The 20036-nt window shown below is 70.2% G+C and carries 20 protein-coding genes and 1 riboswitch; of the genes, 12 read left to right on the top strand and 8 right to left on the bottom strand.

The features are described from left to right. Positions 1-90 precede the first annotated feature (90 nt). Positions 91-249 (bottom strand): hypothetical protein, encoded by a 159-nt coding sequence (locus tag FHY03_RS13970; RefSeq protein ID WP_183919815.1) that lies wholly within the window; start codon positions 247-249, stop codon positions 91-93. 100 nt (positions 250-349) lie between these two features. Between FHY03_RS13970 and gcvA the strand changes: the two genes are divergently transcribed. The 3 genes from gcvA (at position 350) to FHY03_RS13955 (ending at position 5404) form a co-directional block, all read left to right on the top strand. Further along, positions 350-1249: a transcriptional regulator GcvA gene (gene gcvA, locus FHY03_RS13965; RefSeq protein WP_183931442.1), complete on the top strand. Its 900-nt coding sequence runs from the start codon at positions 350-352 to the stop codon at positions 1247-1249. A gap of 64 nt (positions 1250-1313) precedes the next feature. After that, complete coding sequence (gene parC, locus FHY03_RS13960; protein WP_183931441.1) at positions 1314-3575, top strand: DNA topoisomerase IV subunit A; 2262 nt, start codon at positions 1314-1316, stop codon at positions 3573-3575. Between the two features lie 131 nt (positions 3576-3706). Next, positions 3707-5404 carry a bifunctional diguanylate cyclase/phosphodiesterase gene (locus FHY03_RS13955; protein ID WP_183931440.1) on the top strand — a complete coding sequence of 566 codons (1698 nt, stop codon included), beginning with the start codon at positions 3707-3709 and terminating at the stop codon, positions 5402-5404. On the opposite strand, the gene FHY03_RS13950 is transcribed toward FHY03_RS13955, so the two are convergent. Genes FHY03_RS13950 through FHY03_RS13935 form a run of 4 tightly spaced genes read right to left on the bottom strand, consistent with a single transcriptional unit; the run spans position 5374 to position 8250 of the window. Next, a complete protein-coding gene (locus FHY03_RS13950) occupies positions 5374-6570 on the bottom strand; it encodes a CCA tRNA nucleotidyltransferase (protein ID WP_183931439.1) in 1197 nt (398 codons plus the stop codon). The genes FHY03_RS13955 and FHY03_RS13950 overlap by 31 nt on opposite strands. Continuing rightward, positions 6558-7145, bottom strand: a complete 588-nt coding sequence (locus FHY03_RS13945) for a CoA pyrophosphatase (protein ID WP_183919824.1) — start codon at positions 7143-7145, stop codon at positions 6558-6560. Before FHY03_RS13945 ends, FHY03_RS13950 begins: the two co-directional genes overlap by 13 nt. Beyond that, entirely contained in the window at positions 7142-7705 is a 564-nt protein-coding gene (locus FHY03_RS13940; RefSeq protein ID WP_183931438.1) for a DUF1285 domain-containing protein, read from the bottom strand. Before FHY03_RS13940 ends, FHY03_RS13945 begins: the two co-directional genes overlap by 4 nt. A gap of 38 nt (positions 7706-7743) precedes the next feature. Next, positions 7744-8250 (bottom strand): GNAT family N-acetyltransferase, encoded by a 507-nt coding sequence (locus tag FHY03_RS13935; protein ID WP_183931437.1) that lies wholly within the window; start codon positions 8248-8250, stop codon positions 7744-7746. A gap of 197 nt (positions 8251-8447) precedes the next feature. Between FHY03_RS13935 and FHY03_RS13930 the strand changes: the two genes are divergently transcribed. Next, a complete protein-coding gene (locus FHY03_RS13930; protein ID WP_183919830.1) occupies positions 8448-8822 on the top strand; it encodes a dihydroneopterin aldolase in 375 nt (124 codons plus the stop codon). Here FHY03_RS13930 and FHY03_RS13925 read toward each other — a convergent pair. Next, positions 8797-9702 carry a hypothetical protein gene (locus tag FHY03_RS13925; protein ID WP_183931436.1) on the bottom strand — a complete coding sequence of 302 codons (906 nt, stop codon included), beginning with the start codon at positions 9700-9702 and terminating at the stop codon, positions 8797-8799. The two genes, FHY03_RS13930 and FHY03_RS13925, sit on opposite strands and share 26 nt — an antisense overlap. Positions 9703-9926: 224 nt before the next feature. Here FHY03_RS13925 and FHY03_RS13920 point away from each other — a divergent pair, with 224 nt between their 5' ends. The 4 genes from FHY03_RS13920 to FHY03_RS13905 all read left to right on the top strand — a co-directional run bounded on the left by FHY03_RS13920 (position 9927) and on the right by FHY03_RS13905 (position 12497). Beyond that, positions 9927-10595 (top strand): energy transducer TonB, encoded by a 669-nt coding sequence (locus tag FHY03_RS13920; RefSeq protein WP_183919834.1) that lies wholly within the window; start codon positions 9927-9929, stop codon positions 10593-10595. A gap of 64 nt (positions 10596-10659) precedes the next feature. After that, complete coding sequence (locus FHY03_RS13915; protein ID WP_183919836.1) at positions 10660-11451, top strand: MotA/TolQ/ExbB proton channel family protein; 792 nt, start codon at positions 10660-10662, stop codon at positions 11449-11451. Between the two features lie 116 nt (positions 11452-11567). Continuing rightward, positions 11568-12044, top strand: a complete 477-nt coding sequence (locus FHY03_RS13910; RefSeq protein ID WP_183919838.1) for a biopolymer transporter ExbD — start codon at positions 11568-11570, stop codon at positions 12042-12044. Positions 12045-12068: 24 nt separating this feature from the next. Further along, positions 12069-12497 (top strand): biopolymer transporter ExbD, encoded by a 429-nt coding sequence (locus FHY03_RS13905; protein WP_183919840.1) that lies wholly within the window; start codon positions 12069-12071, stop codon positions 12495-12497. Positions 12498-12603: 106 nt separating this feature from the next. Here the strand turns inward: FHY03_RS13905 and FHY03_RS13900 are convergent, their stop codons facing one another. Continuing rightward, complete coding sequence (locus FHY03_RS13900; RefSeq protein WP_183931435.1) at positions 12604-14397, bottom strand: methyl-accepting chemotaxis protein; 1794 nt, start codon at positions 14395-14397, stop codon at positions 12604-12606. A 406-nt stretch (positions 14398-14803) separates the two neighbouring features. Here FHY03_RS13900 and FHY03_RS13895 point away from each other — a divergent pair, with 406 nt between their 5' ends. Then, positions 14804-15154, top strand: coding sequence for a M48 family metallopeptidase (locus tag FHY03_RS13895; RefSeq protein WP_183931434.1), 351 nt, complete (start codon positions 14804-14806; stop codon positions 15152-15154). Between the two features lie 166 nt (positions 15155-15320). Here FHY03_RS13895 and FHY03_RS13890 read toward each other — a convergent pair whose 3' ends face one another. Next, positions 15321-16574 carry an NAD(P)/FAD-dependent oxidoreductase gene (locus FHY03_RS13890; protein WP_183931433.1) on the bottom strand — a complete coding sequence of 418 codons (1254 nt, stop codon included), beginning with the start codon at positions 16572-16574 and terminating at the stop codon, positions 15321-15323. 84 nt (positions 16575-16658) lie between these two features. Between FHY03_RS13890 and FHY03_RS13885 the strand changes: the two genes are divergently transcribed. From FHY03_RS13885 to FHY03_RS13875, 3 genes are all read left to right on the top strand, one after another. After that, complete coding sequence (locus tag FHY03_RS13885; protein WP_183931432.1) at positions 16659-17261, top strand: biliverdin-producing heme oxygenase; 603 nt, start codon at positions 16659-16661, stop codon at positions 17259-17261. 90 nt (positions 17262-17351) lie between these two features. Further along, positions 17352-18368, top strand: a complete 1017-nt coding sequence (locus FHY03_RS13880) for an LLM class flavin-dependent oxidoreductase (protein ID WP_183931431.1) — start codon at positions 17352-17354, stop codon at positions 18366-18368. Between the two features lie 65 nt (positions 18369-18433). Then, positions 18434-18520: riboswitch (glycine riboswitch) on the top strand. 121 nt (positions 18521-18641) lie between these two features. Beyond that, the gene (locus FHY03_RS13875; RefSeq protein ID WP_183931587.1) at positions 18642-20021 is read left to right on the top strand and encodes an L-serine ammonia-lyase; all 1380 of its coding nucleotides are present in this window, start codon (positions 18642-18644) and stop codon (positions 20019-20021) included. The last annotated feature ends 15 nt before the right edge of the window (positions 20022-20036 follow it).

Below are 20036 nucleotides of genomic sequence, written 5' to 3'. Positions count from 1 at the left end.
GCGCACCGGCGCACCCGCGTGTAGCGCACGATCCGCGCCGATCGATCCCGCCGCGCCTCCGCTCGTCCCGGAAAGCGCGGCGGTGATCGCTCAGCGCGCGCGCTTCGGGGCCGCTCGCCAGGGCGCGGCGAAGCGTCGGCGCTGCAAGGCAGCGATCCCCGCGATCAGTGATTCGACGAACGTATGGACACCGCCGGACAGCGTCTCGTGATGGCGGGCAAAGGCTTCGCTCTCGAAATCCATGTTCATGACCGTCCTCCATCGCTGGAGCCTCTCGTATACACTTCGCAGGTGCAGCATGCCAACAAAGAGCTGGCCCGCGTTGATAAGTGACGCTTATGCTACAAACATGCGCCAGCTCCCGCCGCTCGCCGCCGTCCGCGTGTTCGAGGCCGCGGCGCGTCACGAGAATTTCACCGCCGCCGCGGGCGAGCTGGGGATGACCCAGGCAGCCGTGAGCTATCAGATCCGGCTGCTCGAGCAGCGACTCGGGGTGCCCCTGTTCCGCCGCGAGCGCCGCCGCGTCACGCTCACCGAGGCGGGGCGTCGTGCCGGCGCGCAGCTCGCCGCGGCGTTCGATTCGATCGACGCCGCCTTCGCCGGGCTGCGCGCCGAGGACGAGGCGGTGCTGACCGTCTCGGTCACCAACACCTTCGCCAACACCTGGCTGGCGTGGCGGCTCGGCGGCTTCCACCTCGCGCACCCGTCCACCGCGGTGCGGCTGTGGACCAGCAACGCGCTCGCCGACTTCGCCGCCGACGAGGTGGACGTCGCGATCCGCTCCGGGCCGGGCGGCTGGCCGGGACTGGCGCAGCACGAGCTGCTGCCGCTCGACTTCACGCCGATGTGCTCGCCCGGCTTCCTCGCCGAGCAGGGCGGGCGGCTCGATCCCGTCGACCTGCTCCAGCTGCCGCTGATCAGCGCGCAGGATCCGTGGTGGGCGCAGTGGCTGCGCGAGGCCGGGCTCGACGTGGTCCAGGCGCGGCGGACCGGCATGCGACTCGACTCGCAGGCGCATGAGGGGCACGCCGCGATCGCTGGGCAGGGGGTGGCGATGCTGACGCCCTTCTTCTGGCACAACGACCTCGTCGCCGGGCGGTTGGTGCGACCCTTCGCGCAGCTCTCGTCGATGGGGGAGGCCTATTGGCTGGTCTACCCGGAGGCGCGCGCGAAAGTGCTCAAGATCCGGCGGTTCCGCGAGTGGCTGATCGAGGCGCTGGACCGCGACCGTGCCGCCGCTGGCGGCTGAGCCGACCCGCCACGGCCGCGGAACGGTTGTGGAACAGGGGCGTGCGCTGCTAGCAGCCTGAGCCATGGCGACCGACGCGACCGCTCTTCCCCCCGACAACCCGCCCGTCGGCGTGCTCGACGCGCCTTTCGACAGCGCGCTGTCCGAACGATACCTCGTCTACGCGCTCTCGACGATCACCGCGCGCTCGCTGCCCGACGTGCGCGACGGGCTCAAGCCGGTCCACCGCCGGTTGCTGTGGGCGATGCGGCTGCTGCGGCTCGATCCCGCGGCCGGCTACAAGAAGTGCGCGCGCGTCGTCGGCGACGTGATCGGCAAGTACCATCCGCACGGCGACCAGTCGGTCTATGACGCGATGGTGCGGCTCGCGCAGGATTTCGCGCTGCGCTATCCGCTGGTCGACGGCCAGGGCAATTTCGGCAACATCGACGGCGATAACGCCGCGGCCTATCGCTACACCGAGGCGCGGCTGACCCAGGTCGCGATCGACCTGATGGACGGGCTCGACGAGGACGCCGCCGAGTTCCGCCCGACCTACAACGGCGAGGAGCAGGAGCCCGAGCTCTTCCCCGGCGCCTTCCCCAATCTGCTCGCCAACGGCGCGGCCGGGATCGCGGTCGGCATGGCGACCAGCGTGCCGCCGCACAACGCCGCCGAGCTGCTCGAGGCCGCCATCCTGCTGGTCGACAAGCCGGATGCCGACGATGCCGCGATCCTGCAGCATGTCAGCGGCCCCGACTTTCCCACCGGCGGCCTGCTCGTCGACGCGCCCGCGATCATCGCCGAGGCCTATGCCACCGGACGCGGTGCGTTCCGCGTGCGCGCACGCTGGGCGGTCGAGCGCGAGAAGGGCGGCGGCTGGACGATCGTCGTCAGCGAGATCCCGTACGGCGTGCAGAAGGGCAAGCTGATCGAGCAGATCGCCGCGCTGATCAACGACCGCAAGCTGCCGATCCTCGCCGACGTGCGCGACGAGAGCGACGCCGAGATCCGGCTGGTGCTCGAGCCGCGCAGCCGCACCGTCGATCCGCAGGTGCTGATGGACGGGCTGTTCCGCCTCTCCGACCTGGAGACGCGCATCCCGCTCAACCTCAACGTGCTCGATAAGGACCGCACGCCGCGCGTGATGTCGCTGCGCGAGGCGCTGGCAGCCTGGGTCGAGCATCAATTCGTGGTGCTGCGCCGGCGTACGGAGCACCGGCTCGGCAAGATCGCCGACCGGCTCGAGCTGCTCGGCGGCTATATCATCGCCTTCCTCAACCTCGACCGCGTCATCGAGATCATTCGCACCGAGGACGAGCCCAAGGCGGTGATGATGGCCGAGTTCGCGCTCACCGATCGCCAGGCCGAGGCGATCCTCAACATGCGGCTGCGCTCGCTGCGCCGGCTGGAGGAGATGGAGCTGCGCCGCGAGCGCGACGCGCTGACCAAGGAGCAGGACACGCTCACCCAGCTGCTCGGCTCGGAGGCGCGCCAGCGGACCCGGCTCAAGCGCGACTTCGCCAAGGTACGCGACCGCTACGGCAGCGAGACCAAGCTCGGCGCGCGCCGCACCACGATCGAGGAACAGGCCTCCGCGCGCGAGATCCCGCTGGAGGCGATGATCGAGCGCGAACCGATCTCGGTCATCCTGTCAGAGCGCGGCTGGATCCGCGCGATGAAGGGACATGTCGACCTCTCCGCACCCGAGACGATGAAGTTCAAGGAAGGCGACGGCCCCGCCTTCGCCTTCCACGCGCACACCACCGACAAGCTGCTGCTGGCCGCGGGCAACGGGCGCTTCTTCACGCTGGCGGCGGATAAATTGCCCGGCGGCCGCGGCTTCGGCGAGCCGGTGCGCGCCTCGATCGACCTCGACGGCAGCGTGCCGATCGTGGCGCTGCTGCGCGCCGGCGCGGCCGAGCGGCTGCTGGTGGCGGCGAGCGACGGGCGCGGCTTCCTCGTGCCGAGCGCCGAGGTGATCGCCGAGACCCGCAAGGGCAAGACGGTGATGACTCCCAAGCCTGGGGCCCGGCTGATCGTGGTCCGTCCCGTGGCGCCGGGGGACGACTTCGTCGCGGTGATCGGCGACAATCGCAAGCTCGCGCTGTTCCCGATGGTCGACCTGCCCGAGATGACGCGCGGGCAGGGGGTTCAGCTGCAGCGCTACCGCGAGGGTGGGCTCGCCGACGCGCGCACCCTGGTGTTCGCCGAGGGCCTGAGCTGGGCGATGGGCGGGGGCAGCGGGCGCGTGCGCACCGAGCCCGACCTGTCGGCGTGGCGGACCGCGCGCGGCGCGGCCGGCCGGATGCCGCCCAACGGCTTTCCGCGCGACAATCGCTTCTGACCTCCGCCCTCGGCGGGTCGGCGAAGCGTCCCATCCCGGCACGCTGACGGATGACAGCTAAATACAACCGATACGGCCCAACTTGCTTTCCGTAAGCCGGCCTTAACCGTTGCGATCTAGGACAGATCGTGATGGCAACGCGCTCTCCCCTGCTGGTGACGGCATCGGCCGACTCGAATCCCGCCGTGCACGGCCGCGCCGCGGTTGCACCCGGCTTGGGCCTGTCCGCGGCGCACGGCTCGCTCGAGCTCGTGCCGATCCCGCTGGTGATCGCGCGCCTGCGCGCCGGGCGAGTCGATTATGAGAACAGCAACCCCGCCTTCGTGCGCGCGGGTCTGCAACAGGAACGCGCGATCGACCCGCTGATCGCCTCGTTCCTGCGGACGGGCCATGACCAGGCCGAGATCAACTGGTCGACCGGCGAGACGGTGGAACGGCGCCATTATCGCCTCAGCTTCGCGCTGATCCCTGATCGGCCCGAGCCCACCGCGGTGGTCTCCTTCGTCGACCAGACCGCCGAGGTGCGCACCGAGGAGACGCTGCGTCGCGAGATGGCGACCGACAGTCTCACTGGCCTGCCTAACCGCGGCGGCTTCACCGACTCGCTTGAGGCGATGATCGAGGAAGGCGCGGCGCGCTGGGCGGTGCTGATGATCGACCTGGCGCGATTCAGCCGCTTCAACGCCTGCCTCGGCTCGCTCACCGGCGACGAGCTGCTGATCACGGTGGCGCGGCGGATCAAGGGCGCGCTGCGCAGCCGCGACGTGCTGGCGCGCACCGGTGGCGACGAGTTCGGCGTGCTGCTCACGATCGACCAGGACGATTACGAGGCCGACCATGTCGCGCGCCGCATCCGCGAGGCGCTGGCCACGCCGTTCCGGCTGAGCGACTTCGAGCTGCGCGTCTCCTGCGCCATCGGCATTGCCTTCGGCGACTCGGCCACCGACGACGCCGAGGACGTGATCCGCCACGCGCAGGTGGCGATGAAACGATCCAAGGCGACGAAGAGCGCCGAGGCCTATCAGACCCGCGCGCTCGACAGCGCGCGCGAGGAGTTCGCGATGGAGACCGCGCTGCGTCGCGCGATCGAGAACGAGCAGCTCCATCTCGTCTATCAGCCCATCCTCGATCTCACCTCGGGCAAGGTCAGCGGATTCGAGGCGCTGGCGCGCTGGACCGACGAACAGGGCACCAACGTGCCGCCGGTGCGCTTCATCCCCGTGGCCGAGGAATCGGGGCTGATCATCCCGCTCGGCCGCTGGGCCGTCGACACCGCGATGCAGACGCTCGCCGGCTGGGACCGGCGCTGGGGCGGCGAGTGCGGCGCGGCAGTGGCGGTCAACGTCTCGCCGATCCAGCTGCAGCGCGATTCGATCCCCGGCATGGTCGAGCGCGCGCTCGGCGGGGCGGGGCTCGGCGGTGGGCGGCTGAAGCTCGAGCTGACCGAGAGCGCGATCATCGCCGATCCCGATCGGATCGCGGGCGTGCTGATGGCGCTCAAGGAGCTCGGCACCGTGATTGCGATGGACGATTTCGGTACCGGCTTCTCCAACCTCGCGTCGCTCCACACGCTGCCGATCGACCTGCTGAAGATCGATCGCAGCTTCGTCACCGGCATGCTGACCGACCGGGACCAGCTCGCCATCGTGCGCGCGATCCTCGGTCTGTCCAAGGCGCTGGGGATGGACACGGTGGCGGAGGGGATCGAGACGGTGGAGCTGGGGCAGACGCTCGGCGCGCTCGGCTGCACCTTCGGCCAGGGCTATGCCTATGCCCGTCCGCTCGACGCCGAGGCGGCCTATGCTTTCCTGGTCGCGCGCAACACCTGAGCGACTTCCTCGTCGGCGATCGCCTCGGCGCGGGCGGCGTCGGGGAAGCCCTCGGCGACCCAACGATCCTCGACCCGTCTGAGCACGCGCGCCACCTCGGGCCCGCGCGTCAGCCCGCGTGCTACCAACGCGCCGCCGCCGATCGGCAGGGTGGGGGGCGTCCAGTCGCGGAGCGGGGCGGGGTCCGCCCCGGCGAGCAGCAGCCGGTCGAGCGCGCTCGCGGTGCCGACGCGGTAGCCGAGCGCGCGCGCACCCTCGTCACCGGCACCCGCGCTCGCCTGCACCAGCCGCTTGCGGTCGGCGTTCGAGAGCTTCAGCCGCGCACCCACTCCCTCGGCGGCGTCGGACGGGAGCAGCGCGGCGAGGCGGCGGATCGGATCGGGCGCGACCCCGGCGGCATGCTCGCGCTCGGCCACGGCGCCGAGCCGCGCCACGCCGTCGCGGTCGATCTCGGGCAGGACCGGCCGGAAGATGCCGCTGTCGTGCATCAGCCGCACCGCCGCGACCGCGCCGGGAGCGACGAGCAGCTTGAGCAGCTCGGCGGCGACGCGCTCGCGGCTCAGTGCCATCAGGTCGTTGGCGCGCGCGACGCAGGCGGCGAGTCCGTCGGCGTCGATCGTATCGCCGAAGCGCGCGTGGAAACGGAAGAAGCGCAGGATGCGCAGATGATCCTCGGCGATCCGGCGGTGCGGGTCACCGATGAAGCGGACCCGCCGCGCGGCAAGGTCGTCGAGCCCACCGAAATAGTCGTGGACCGCGCCGCTGACCGGGTCGGCGTAGAGCGCGTTGATCGTGAAGTCGCGCCGCGCCGCGTCCTCACGCCAGTCGTTGGCGAAGGCGACGACCGCGTGGCGCCCGTCGGTGGCGACGTCGCGCCGCAGCGTCGTCACCTCGACGACCGAGCCCTCGCTGACCGCGGTGATCGTGCCGTGCGCGATCCCGGTCGGCACCGAGCGGATCCCGGCGCCCTCGAGCCGGCGCACCACCTCTCCCGGTACGAAGGGAGTGGCGAGGTCGATGTCGGCGACGTCGAGCCCCAGCAAGGTATCCCGCACCGCCCCGCCGACGTAGCGCGCGTGACCGCCGGCGGCGTCGAGCGCGCGCTCCAGCGCCGCGAGACCCGGGCGGGTGCGCCACGGCGCGTCCGGCAGCGTCACGCCGCCCATCGCAGCCGCCGCGACAGGTTGACGATCATCCCCGCGGTGGCGCCCCAGATGCGGCGCTCGCCCCATAACAGCTCGACGTAGGCGCGCTCGCGTCCCTGGAAGGTGGCGGTGCGCGCGTTGTGATTCGCGGCATCGAGCAGGAAGTCGAGAGGCACCTCGAACACCGCCGCTACCTCGGCCTCGCTCGCCACCAGCGGCAGATCGGGTGGTACCACCCCGACCACCGGCGTGACGCAGAAGCCGGTGCCGGTGCGATAGCGGTCGGACGCGCCGATCACTTCTACCGCTTCCCGCGGCAGCGCGATCTCCTCCTCGGCCTCGCGCAGCGCGGCGGTGACCGCATCCTCGCCGGGATCCAGCCGGCCGCCCGGGAAGGCGACCTGGCCGGCGTGACGGCGCAACGTCTCGGTCCGCTGTGTCAGGATCACGCCGGGGCGCGCGCGGTCGGTCACCGCGACCAGCACCGCCGCCTCGGTCAGCGCGGCGACGCCCGAGAGGTCACCGTCGTCGCCCGCGATCAGCGCGGTCGCCTCGTTCGACACCAGGGCAGCGGCGAGCTTCTCGGCCAGCGTCATCGGGGCTGGAGCGCGAAGAAGGCGCCCGCGCTCCACACACCCGGCGGCGTGTCGTCCGCCGCGAGCGCGCGCTCGGCGAGCTCATAGTAGAGCGGCCGCGCCACCAGCGCCTCCAGCCCACCGCGCACCAGCAGATAGGGGCGAGGGCCGTCGTCGCGCTCGACGAAGCGCAGCGGGTGATCGGCCGAGGCGGTGACCACGTCGCCGGTGTTGAGCCGGAAGGCGAGGGTCGAGCCGCGGCCCTCGCCCTCAGCCTTGAGCTCGACCGCGACGAACGCCGCGTCCTCCACCGCGATGTCGAGCTTCTCGACGGGGGTGACCAGCACGTGAGCGCCGTCGGGCTCGCGGCGCAGGATGCGGCTGAAGGCGCGCACCATCGCGGCGCGCGTGATCGGGCTGTCCTGATGGTACCAGGTGCCGTCGCGCGCGATGCGCATCTCGCTGTCGCCGCAATGGGTCGGGTTCCAGCGCTCGACCGGGGGCAGCTGGTCGCTCTCGGCCAGACGCGCGATATCGGCGACGGACAAGGAGCTGAAATCGGGCGGGGGTGCCATCGGCATGCGCGCCAGTTAGGGCGCGCGGAGCCGGCGGTAAAGGTTCAGGCGGCGGCGGTGACGCGTGGCGCGATCGCGCCCGCGCCGTGCGGCACCCCGGCACCGCGGGCGAGCAGCCGATGGCGCTCGACCGGCCCCGGCAGCCGCCAGTCGGCGGTGGCCGCCGCGCTAAAGCCGAAGAAGCGGCCGTAATATTCCGGGTCCCCGATCAGCATGAGGTCGAGCCCGCGCGAGTCGGCGGCGGCGAGCGCGGCGGCGGTCAGCCGCCGCCCGAGGCCGCCCTGCTGCCGCTCGGGAGCGACGGCGACGGGACCGACCAGCACCAGCGGTATCTCGCTGCCGTCGTCGCCGAGGAAGCGCACCGGCCAGCACTGGATCGTGCCGAGCAGCGCCCTGTCCTCGATGACCGCGAAACTCAGCTCCGGGAGCGGTGCGGTGCCGGCACGCAGCCGATAGGCGGTGCGGGCGTGCCGATCGGGGCCGAAGGCGCGGTCGAGCAGCGACTCGACCGCCGCCGCTGTCACCGTCTCGATCGCCACCAGCTCGGCCACAGCATGTTCCCTCGCACCCGGCGGGGGACGCGGGGCGCGCGCGCTTTAGCGGGACCGTGCCCGAACGCAACCGCGATCGCCCCCGAATCGCCACGATCGTGCCATCGCCGCGCCGCGCTGGACTCGGAGAGCGACCGCGTCCACCTGCGCCCGCTGGCATGAGCGGCCGCGGCGCGGCCGAGCGCGGGAGCCCGAAGATGGACGACGACACGCTGGAGCTGGAGGTCCATGACCTGGTGGTGCAGGTGCTCACCGGCATCTACTCGGAAGAGACTCACCTGCCGCAGCCGCTGCGGATCTCGCTCAACGTGCTGCTCGATGCCCCGGCGCGCTATGCTCCCGACACACCGCTGAGCGCCTCCAAGAACTACCTCGATCTGCGCCACGCCGCGACCGACGCACTCGCCACGGCTGGTCACTTCACCCTGATCGAGGCGGTGGCGGACCATATCGCCGAGACGCTGTTTCTACAGGATCGACGCGTCCGCCGAGTCACGGTCAAGATCGTCAAACTCGCCATCGCCGAGGCGGGCGAGTCGATCGGCATCACCCTCGTGCGGCATCGCCGCTGATCGAGGTCGTGTTCGTCCCATTTCGGCACGGCCCGAGCTGCTCGATCACGTAGCGATAATCGGCTTGCGCCTGGGCCGAATCGTCCGGCTCGAGCGAGGCGGTGGCGCGCTCGGGCAGCGTCGGCGGCAACGCGCAGGCAAGCCGATACCACAGCAAGGTGTCGCGGCCCGGCGCCGCCGCGGCATCGTCGATGATCTCGGTGAGCGCGACCGACCAGCGCGGTTGCTCGCCGGGCCGCCGCAGGATCGACAGCGCGGCGGGGCGATTGTCCTCGGTAACGAGGAAGATCTGCGTCTCGCCCTCGCCGGGCAGCGCGCCGGGCACGTGGAAGGCGCTGCGGATGTCGGTGATGATCGGCGGCGCGTCGGGCGCGCTGGCCTCCTTGGCAATCCGTCGGGCGAGCGAATCGGTCGCCGGGCTCCAGTCGCGCTGGGCTCCCGGCGTGACGAGCTGCACCTGGTCGGGCCGCCCCGCGACCGGGCGTGCGAAGGCGAGCACGCGGCGCTTCTTCAGGTTGGGTGCGCGGCCCCGCCAATCCGGGGCAGCGTCGACCACCCAGCCGACCCGCTGCGGGATCGCACTCGTCCCGCGTACCAGCGTGCCGACGTCGGCCTCGACGTAGAAGCGCGTATGCCCTGGCGCGAGACCGGCCGCCTCGTCGCCCTTGATCTTGGCGGCGGAGCGAATCGTCGCGTCGATGATCAGCGGGCTCTGCACCACCAGATCGGCGAGCGAGGCATAGTCCACCGCGGGTGCAGTCGCGGGCGCCGGCGCTCCCTGTGCGGCGAGCGACGCCGGTGCCATCGAGGAAAAAGCGAGCATGATCGCGAGCAGCGCGAAGGGGGCTCGCCTCGGGGATCGAATCTGGCGTAGGATCATGGCTGCTGGGTACGTGAACCTGCCTGAACGATACAGAAATAAATCTGTCGCCGTTCGTTTGTACGTTTGTTGCGCCCGACAAAGCGTTTGCGTCCCCAAAACGGGCGCGATAGGACTCGACCGTCTGTGGCCTGCCCCAAGGGATGCTACGGAACGGTTAACAACCCAGGCCGGATCCGCTCCGGCCACCCAAGGGCCGCAGGATGAGGGAGTTTCGTTGCTGAATGGCCTATTCTGACCAGAAGATGAGCGGAGGGAAGATCGGCGCGCTGGTGATCGTCGCGCTGATTCACATCGCTCTCGGCTATGCCTTCGTTACCGGCCTCGCGACAAATTTCGTCAAGAAGCAGGTTGAGAAGCTGAACACGTTCGACGTCGAGGAGCCACCGCCCCCGCCGCCGGACGAGCCGCCGCCCCCGCCGCCCGACGTGCCGATGACGCCGCCGCCGGTGGTGTCGCCGCCGCCGATCGTGCAGAATCCGAACCCGCCGCCCGTGACGGTCGCGACGGTTCCGACTCCGCCGCCGGTCTATGTGCCGTCGCCGGTCGTCGCACCGCCGGCGCCACCCGCGCCGCCGGCGCCGCCGAACCCGATCAGCAAGGCGGCCGGTCTGAAAGGTAACCCGGGCCAGTTCTTCGGTGCCGACAACTACCCGCCCTCGGCCATCCGCGCCGGCGAGCAGGGGCGTGTCGTCGCCAAGCTGACCGTGGGAACGGACGGCCGCGTGACCGACTGTTCGGTGACGACGTCGAGCAACTCCTCGGCGCTCGACCAGGCGACCTGCCGCATTGCCAAGTCGCGCGTGCGTTTCTCGCCCGCGCAAGATGCTGCCGGCAATCCGATCGCGTCCAGCTACACCCTTCCGGTGCGCTGGGTGCTTCCGGAGAATTGATCCGCGTGAACGTGGCGACGCGGATGCGTCTGCCGACAACATTTTGGCTTAAGGAAGACGAAGAATGATCATCAACATCCTCGCCGCGGGTGGGGCCGCGGCAGCCGAGAACCAGTTCGGCCTGCAGCAGGCGCTCAAGGAAGGCGGCATCATCTCGCAGTCGGTGTTCACCATCCTGGTGATCATGTCGGTGGTGTCGTTCTACATCCTGTTCTCGAAGCTGTTCGAGCAGCAGAAGATCATCAACCAGGCGAAGCGCGTGCGCTCCAACTTCTGGACCAGCAACTCGCTGCGCGAGGGTTCGGCCAAGCTCGACAAGAACTCGGCCTACAAGCAGCTGGTCGATGATGGCCTGGCGGCGCAGGAGCAGCACTCGAAGCTGACCGATCCGATCGAGGCGCATGACTGGCTGCACGGTTCGCTGGCGCGCTCGGAAGCCGCGATCAACTCGAAGCTCGGCGGCGGTCTGGCGTTCCTGGCGACCGTGGGCGCGACGTCGCCGTTCATCGGTCTGTTCGGGACCGTCGTCGGCATCTATCGCGCGCTCATCAAGATCGGCGCGTCGGGCGATCCCTCGATCGACAAGGTCGCCGGTCCGGTCGGTGAGGCGCTCATCATGACGGCGCTCGGCCTGGTCGTCGCCGTGCCGGCGGTGCTGGCGTACAACTGGCTGCAGCGCCGCAACAAGTCGATCTCGGAGGACCTGTCGGCCTTCTCGAACGACGTGCTCGGCTTCCTGGCATCGAACGGCGCGGTGCGCCCGTCGCTCGGCACCACCCCGGCGAAGGCCCCGGTGAAGCCGGCCACGGCGACCGCGACCGCCGGCCAGGCCGGTGGCGTGCAGACCCGCCCGTAAGGCAAGGGTGTAAGGCGGGGTTCCCTCGGTGCGACCCCGCCGATCACCGGCCGCCGCTCTGCCGCTCCGCGACGGAGCGGGGCGAGGCGGAACGAAGGAATAGGAAAGCCTGATCCATGGCGATGAGCGTTGGCGGTGACTCCGCTACTGAAAAACCGATGTCGGACATCAACACGACGCCCCTCGTGGACGTCATGCTGGTGCTCCTCATCATCTTCCTGATCGCGGTCCCGGTTGCCATCCAGACGGTGAAGGGCATCACGCTCCCCAACGTCCGGTTCGATCCGACCACGACCAAGCCAGAGAACGTCTCGCTGTCGGTCACCGCAGCGGACGGCGCCTGCAAGGTCTATTGGGGCGTTACCCCGGTGACCCACCAGGAGCTGCTCGATCGCGCCGTCGCGAAGCTGAAGGCCGAGATCGATCGGCAGGGCGGGCCGGGCAATCCCGACCTCGAGCTGCCGGAAGCGCACGTGCGTGCCGACGTCAACACGGACTGGCGCTGCGTGGCCGGAACGATCTACAACATGCAGATGGCCGGCTTCGCGAAGGTCGGATTCATCTCGCAGCCGAAGACCGGCGAGGCCGGCTGAGGCCGAGGGACAGGAGTAGCTGACATGGCAATGAGTGCAGGCCGCGACGATGGCGAGCCGATGATGGAGATGAACACGACGCCGTTGATCGACGTCATGCTCGTGCTCCTCATCATGTTCATCATCACCCTCCCGGTTCCGACGCACGCGGTGAAGGTCGACCTCCCGGTCAATGATCCCAACCAGCGCAAGCCCCCGGTGGACCCGGTCAAGAACAAGATCGCGATCGACGCGGCGGGCAGCGTCACCTGGAACGGCACGCCGGTGAACTCGACGGTGTTGCGCCAGTATCTCGACCAGTCGGCGGCGATGACCCCGGAACCCGAGCTGCAGTTTCAGCCCGATCCGGCGACGCGCTATTCGGTGGTCGACCAGACGCTGGCCGACATCAAGCGCTCGAACATCACGAAGCTGGGCTTCGTCGGCAACGAGCAATTCTATAAGGAATTCTGAGTCGGTTTCCGGTTCGGTGAAGCGACAGGGCGGTCCCGCGGGGCCGCCCTTTCTGTTTGATCGCGGCGCGGTCAGCGCCTGCGCTGCGGGCGGAGTGGACCAACGGTCACGCCGAGCGGCGTATCGCGGTGAGCGCGTGCGACGGCGCCGGCGTCGGCTCGTCGAGGCAGAAGCGGTCGATCTGTTCGGTCATCGTCCGTACCAGCGCGTCGAGCCGGCGCACCGCCGCGGTCGCCTCCTCAACCACCGCGACATTGTCCTGCGTCGTGCCATCCATCTGCGCGACCGCATCATTGACCTGCTGGAGACCGATCGACTGCTCGCGCGCGGCGTGCGAGATAGCGGCGACGAGCTCGGCGGCCTCGATCACGCGCTCTTTGATCCGCGCTAGCGCGTCGCCGGCTTGGGTGACGAGTCCGACCCCGGTATCGACCTGGCGGACCGACGCGGTGATCCGCGCCTTGACGTCATGTGCCGCGTCGGCGGATCGCTGCGCCAAGGCGCGCACTTCGCTCGCCACCACTGCGAAGCCGAGCCCGGCGTCGCCGGCGCGTGCGGCCTCGATCCCGGCGTTGAGCGCGAGCAGGCTGGTCTGAAACGCGAAGCCGTCGATCACGCTGATGATCTCGCCGATCTCGGCGGATGATTGCTCCAGCGCGATCATCGCTTCGGTCGCGCGCCGCACCGTGTCGCCCATCTGCTCGGCGTCGACGCGTGCATCGGCGACCATGGTATTAGCCACACCCGCGATGTCGGCGGTCTCCTGCACCGTCTGGGTGATCTCGTGCATGGCTGCGGCGGTGGTGGCGAGCGAGGCGGCCTGTCCCTCCGTGCGTCGCGACAGATCGTCCGACGCCGCGCGGAGCGTGTCCGCGCTGGTGGCGAGCTCGGCGGTGCTGCTGCGTACCGTCGCCAGCGCGGCCCCAATCGCCCCCATCGCCACGTTGAGGTCGCCGCCAAGCGTGGCGAATTCGCCAGCCATGGCCTGATCCACCCGTGCGCTGAGATCGCCGTGCGCGAGTGACGCGAGTGTACGACCGATCTGCTCGACGATCTGGCGCGCCTGTTCGCGCTTCGCCGCTTCCGCCAGCGCGAGCTGACGCTGCAGGTCGGCCAACGACTGCGCCATCTGGCCGATCTCGTCGGAGCGGCCTAGCATTGTCACGGTTACCGGCGCGTGCCCCGCAGCGAGCTCATACATGCTCGAGCGCAACTGCTGGAGCGGCAGGATAACACTGCGCCGCGTGATGATCAGGCCGGCGACCAAACCACAGCCGGTGAGCAGCAAGACTGCCGCGATCAGTTTGCGACCCGCCCGTAGCTCGACCGCCTTCGCGTCGGTGCGCAGCGTGCCGGCGCGGGCGGTGAGCGACTCGATCTCGGCGTCGGCGACCCTGGACGCAGCGCGCTTGGCGGGCCGAACCTCGCGATGGAAGCGCCGAAGGGCGCCGTCGCGATCGCCGCGCTGCGCCTGCCGCGCCACCGCCTGAAGTGCGTCGAGCACGCGGTCGGAGAGGGCGAAATAGCCTGGCGGCAGCGTGTTGCCAGCGCCGTGTCGGAGAGTCCGGAGGTCGGCCCGCATCGTGCGCGATCGTGAGGCGAACTTTCGCAGGATGATCGGCAGCTCGGCCGGTTCGTCCTTGGTGACGAGGTTGAGCGCGTCGCGCTGGAGCGAGCGGCTGAGCGACCGGATCTCACCGAGAAGGACCACACGGTCCTGAGTCGTCGCGGCGACAGCGTTGACGTCGTGTACCTGTCGCGCGGCGCACCAGGTGAAGCCGGCCAAGAGCCACAGCAGCGCCAACGCGCCGAGGAGTGGCGTGAGCAGGCGGGCGGTGACGCTGCGTTTCAGCAGATTGTCTCGATGCCGGTCTTGCAATGATGTTGCGGGGAGGGACATGCCGGTGGATGAGGATGAGAATGTCGCGAGCGGGTCCGTTCGGTTGGTATCTTTCTCCGCGCGCTAGCTTTCCGGTCGATCTGGGGCAAATGACTGTGAAGCTCATGTCGCTAATGACGTTATGGAACGATGACTTTAATTTCCTATAAAAATGCGACCTGCCTTTCAATATCGCGTCCGGGCTGTGACATTATTAAGAAGGGCGGGCATTCTCTAGTTACTTGGTTAAGCTGGACTCGCGACACGGAAGGTCGATCAGCTTGCACCGCGCTCACTTACCCATTTCAGTGATTACAAGAAGCGGGCGCCCCGCGCAGATCCCGTTGCATGGCTGTCAGAAAAGTGACATGATGCTGTCACAAAAACGTAACCGGGACGGCTGTCCGGGGACATAGGAGACAGGATCATGCGCACCTCGGGATGGGTTGCCGTCGCCACGCTCGTCGCGCTCGTGGCCGGACCCGCGGCCGCCAAGGACCGGGTCGGCTACCAAGCGATCTCGGCCGGCAGCCTCGCTCAGGCGGAGCAGACGATCGACGCGGAGCGCGCGATCTTCCCGACCCGCCCCGAGCTGATGCTCAATCTCGCCGCCGTGTACGCGCGGACCGGACGGGTCACGCAGGCGCGCTCGCTCTATGGCCAGGTGCTGGATCAGGAGCCTGTCGCGATGGACCTGGCGGATGGCAGCGTGCAATCCTCGCACGCGCTCGCACAGCGCGGCTTGTCACGTCTGGGGTCGACGATCGCCTCGCGCTGACCCGCTGCTCACCTGTGCCCGTGGCGGCAAAATTACAGTAGTTACCGGTGCGCAACAGTCACGGCGGGTGTGTCGAGCGTTCTGCGACGACAACGGCATCTATCAGCGGAGCAGGGGCGCAAGCGCGCGCTCGCCTATCGTGGTCGGTTGATCGTACCGAAGGCGGTCACAGTGGGATCGCGGTATCTGCCAATACCGCTGGATCGATGCGGGCGCCCGCGCTGACCAGGGCTTTCCCGCGAGCGAAATCGCGCACCGCATTGACGCAATCCAGCGCGATCACCCGGCCGGCGCGGCGATAGATCACGCTGAAGCGGCGGTTCGCCGGTGCGCCACGAACGATCGCCTCGTCGTGCCCGGCGGAGAGTCCGACCGTCTGAAGCCGCAGGTCATATTGGTTCGACCAGAACCACGGCACCGACGCGTACGGCTCGTCGGTTCCGGTCAGGTGTTTGGCCACGGTGCCGGCCTGGTCGGTCGCGTTCTGGACCGACTCGAGCCGCACCAGGGCACCGCCAGCGTAGGCGTTGCGGTGCGCGGCGGCATCGCCGATCGCGTAGACGTCGGGGAGGCTGGTACGGCAGAGCGGGTCGACGATCACGCCGTCACCGCCCTCGGCGCCGGCGGCGAGCAGCGGTGCCACGGCGGGGATCAGGCCGATGCCGACGATCACCATCTCCGCCGGGATCCGTTCGCCGTCGCCGAGGCGCACGCCCGCTGCCGCACCGTCGCTCGCGACGACCGACTCCACCTCCGCGCCGAGTCGCACGTCGACTCCGTGCGCGCGATGCTCGGCCGCGTAGACGTCAGCGAGCGCGGCGCCGGCGACGCGGGCGAGCAGGCGCTCGCGCGCCTCGATCACGGTGACCTGGCGGCCCAGCGCGGTCAGTACTGCCGCCGCTTCCAGCCCGACATAGCCGCCGCCGACCACCGCGACTCGTTCCACGCGCGACAGTTCGGCGATCATGCGATCGACGTCGGCGCGGCAGCGGACGGTGTGGACACCCGCCAGGTCGTGGCCCTCGCAGGCGAGCCGTCGCGCGCTGCCCCCCGCCGCCCAGATCAATCGATGGTAGTCGATCACACGACCGTCCCCGAGGGTCACATGCCGCGCCAAGGCGTCGACCGCGACCACCGCCCGTCCCAGCAGCAGCGTGATGTCGCGCTCGTGCCAGAAGGTGGCAGGACGGATGAGCATGCGTTCGAACGCGCGCTCACCGGCCAGATACTCTTTCGAGAGCGGCGGGCGCTCGTAAGGGAGCTCGGGCTCGGCGCCGATCAGCGCGATGCTGCCATCGAAGCCGCGCTGGCGCAGCGCCGCGGCGGCCGCCGCGCCGCCGTGGCCGGCGCCGACGATCACCACGTCATAGCGCTGCCTGTCGTTCCGCTCGCCGTCGCCCACGCCTGCCTCCTCGTCCATGGCCGGCGTCCCGCATGCGGGATGCAGCGCGCGGGTGGCAAGCGCGCGTTGCGTTCGTCACCACGCGGGTGCTAGCCGCGGTGGGTGACGACATCGCCCGCATCGCCTGAGCCGTTCCCGACGCGCACGCAGCGCCTCCGCTCCGCCACCGACGTGGCGCACCGTCGACTCGATGATTCGATCATGGCGCTCGACCCTTTCGGCGATCGCTCGCGGTACGCGCGCCTGCTCGCGATCCACCGCGACTTCCACGCGCTGATCGCGCCGCTCTACGCCGCACCGAGCCTCGCCGCGCTAATCCCCGACCTGGCCGCCCGCGCGCGCCTCTCGGCGGTGGAGCAGGATGCCGCCGACCTCCACGTCCCGCTCGCGCCGCCGCCGCCGCCGCGCTTTGCCGCCGAAGTCGCGCCGGACCGCGGCACCGCGATCGGCTGGCTCTATGTCGCCGAGGGGTCGAGCCTGGGCGCGGCGATCCTGCTCAAGGCGGCGATGACGCTGGGCCTCGGGCCAACCTTCGGCGCGCGCCACCTCGCCGGCCATGCCGACGGCCGCGCGCGCCACTGGCGCAGCTTCACCGCGGCGGTGGACGCGGTCGCCCTGTCGGCCGGGGAGGAGGAGCGCGCGGAAGAGGGCGCGCGCGAGGCGTTCGACGCGGTCGCCGCGCTGGTGCGACGCGCCGCGCCGTAACGCACCGTTTCGTTTCGCCGCGCTTGCCAGCGTCCGCCCGCGCCGCCACCTCCTCCCGGTAGCGAGGCGCCGACGGCGCGGGAGTAGCACATGAAGAAGATCGGTTTCCTGTCGTTCGGCCATTGGTCGCCGACGGCGCAGTCGGCGACGCGCTCGGCCAGCGACGTGCTGTTGCAGTCGATCGAACTGGCTGAGGCGGCCGAGCAGCTCGGCGTCGACGGCGCTTACTATCGCGTCCACCATTTCGCACGGCAGCTCGCCTCGCCGTTCCCGCTGCTCGCCGCGGTGGGCGCGCGCACCAAGCGGATCGAGATCGGCACCGGCGTGATCGACATGCGCTACGAGAACCCATTCTACATGGCGGAGGATTCGGGTGCGGCCGATCTGATTGCGGGCGGGCGGCTCCAGCTCGGCATCAGCCGCGGCTCGCCCGAGCAGGTGATCGAGGGGTGGCGCTACTTCGGCTATGCGCCGGGCGAGGGCGAGAGTGACGCCGACATGGGGCGCCGTCACGCCGAGGTCTATCTCGAGCTCCTGAAGGGCGAGGGCTTCGCCCAGCCCAACCCGCGGCCGATGTTCCCCAACCCGCCGGGGCTGCTGCGGCTCGAGCCGCACGCGGCGGGGCTGCGGCGACGCATCTGGTGGGGCTCGGCGTCGGACTCGACCGCGGTCTGGGCGGCGCGGCAGGGGATGAACCTGCAGAGTTCGACGCTGAAGAAGGACGAGAGCGGCGAGCCGTTCCATGTCCAGCAGGCGCGCCAGATTCGCGCCTATCGCGCGGCCTGGGCCGAGGCGGGACACGACTGGGCGCCGCGCGTCTCGGTGTCGCGCTCGATCTTCGCGCTCGTCGACGATCGGGACCGCGCCTATTTCGGCCAGGCCGGCGGCGACGATCAGGTCGGCGTGATCGACGCCATGCGCGCGGTGTTCGGCCGCTCCTACGCCGCCGAGCCGGACCGCCTCGTCGAGCAGCTGCGCGCCGACGAGGCGATCGCCGAGGCGGACACGCTGCTGCTCACCGTGCCCAACCAGCTCGGCGTGGACTATAACGCGCACGTGCTCGAGGCGATCATGACTCATGTCGCGCCGGCGCTCGGCTGGCGCTGACCCACTCCGACGAGACGCGCGTGCCGCGGCGGCTTGACCGTTACGGCAGGTCGCGGGATAGCGTGCGCGTCGACGTGGGAGAGACCGGGCAGATCCGGCACCGAAGGAGCAACCGCCCCGGAAACTCTCAGGTAAAAGGACCCGCCGGCGCCAACATCTGGAGAGAGGCGCGGCGACGCGTCCGCCGACGGGATAGCGATCTCAGGCACAAGGGACAGAGGGGCATGGGCCGCGGCGAGCGGTCGGGGAGAGCGCGTGCCGACCGAGTCCCAGATGCTGCCGCTCGATCGCGGCGCGACACGCCCGATCAGCGTGGCCGAGCTGTTCACGATCGGCGTTGGCCCATCGAGCTCGCACACGGTCGGGCCGATGCGCGCCGCGCACGACTTCGCCGAGCGCGCCATCGCGGGCGAGCGCGCGCCGCGTCATGTCAGCTGCGCGCTGTACGGCTCGCTCGCGCTGACCGGGCGCGGCCACGCCACCGACACGGCGACGCTGCTCGGGCTGGCGGGCTGGTTGCCCGAGCGGCTCGACCCCGACACCGCGCCCGCGATCGTCGCCGCGGTCCGGGAGACCAAGCGGCTCTCGCTCGGTGGTGCGCGGACGATCGCGTTCGACGCGGAGGACGACCTCGTCTTCCACCCGCGCACGTTCCTGCCGCAGCACCCCAACGGCATGTGCTTCACCGCGACCTATGACGATGGCGCGACGATGAAGGAGACCTATTTCTCGATCGGCGGGGGCGCGATCCTGCGGCTCGGCGCGCCGCCGCTCGCGCACAATGTCGCGGTGGCGCATCCTTTCTCGTCGAGCGCCGAGCTGCTGGTGCGCTGCGAGGAGACCCGGCTCAGCATCGGCGCGCTCGTCCGCGCCAACGAGGAGGCATGGCGCTCGCCCGCGGAGAGCGACGCCTTCCTCGACTCAGTGCGCGACGCGATGAGCGCCTGTATCGACCGCGGCATCGCGCAGGAAGGCACGCTGCCGGGCGGGCTGCGGGTGCGCCGCCGCGCGCGGGCGCTGCACGAGTCCCTGTCGCGGTGCGGCCCGGAGCATCGCCCCGCCGCGGTGTTCGAGTGGGTCAGCCTGTGGGCGATCGCGGTGAACGAGGAGAATGCCGCGGGCGGCCGTGTCGTCACCGCGCCGACCAACGGCGCGGCGGGCGTGCTGCCCGCGGTGCTGCGCTACTACGAAGAACTCGTGCCGGGCGCGACGCGGGCCGGCGCGCGTCACTTCCTCTACACCGCCGCGGCGATCGGCATGCTGTATAAGAAGCGCGCCTCGATCTCGGCCGCCGAGATGGGGTGCCAGGGCGAGGTCGGCGTCGCCTGCTCGATGGCGGCAGGCGCGCTCGCCGCGGTGCTGGGCGGCACCGACCGGCAGGTGGAGAATGCCGCCGAGATCGGCATGGAGCACAATCTCGGGCTCACCTGCGACCCGATCGCCGGGCTGGTCCAGATCCCGTGCATCGAGCGCAACACGATGGGTGCGGTCAAGGCGATCAACGCCGCCTATCTCGCCCTGCGCGGCGACGGCAGTCACGTCGTCAGCCTCGACGCGGTGATCGAAACGATGCGACAGACCGGCGAGGACATGCGCAGCCAGTATAAGGAGACCAGCCTCGGCGGTCTGGCCGTGAATGTGGTCGAGTGCTGACAAGGGGCGGGGTCC

The sequence above is a fragment of the Sphingomonas sp. BK345 genome, from assembly GCF_014193845.1.
Taxonomy (GTDB): Bacteria; Pseudomonadota; Alphaproteobacteria; order Sphingomonadales; family Sphingomonadaceae; genus Sphingomonas.
Note: the sequence above shows the minus strand (reverse complement) of the source record. Positions and strands in the feature narration are given on the sequence as shown.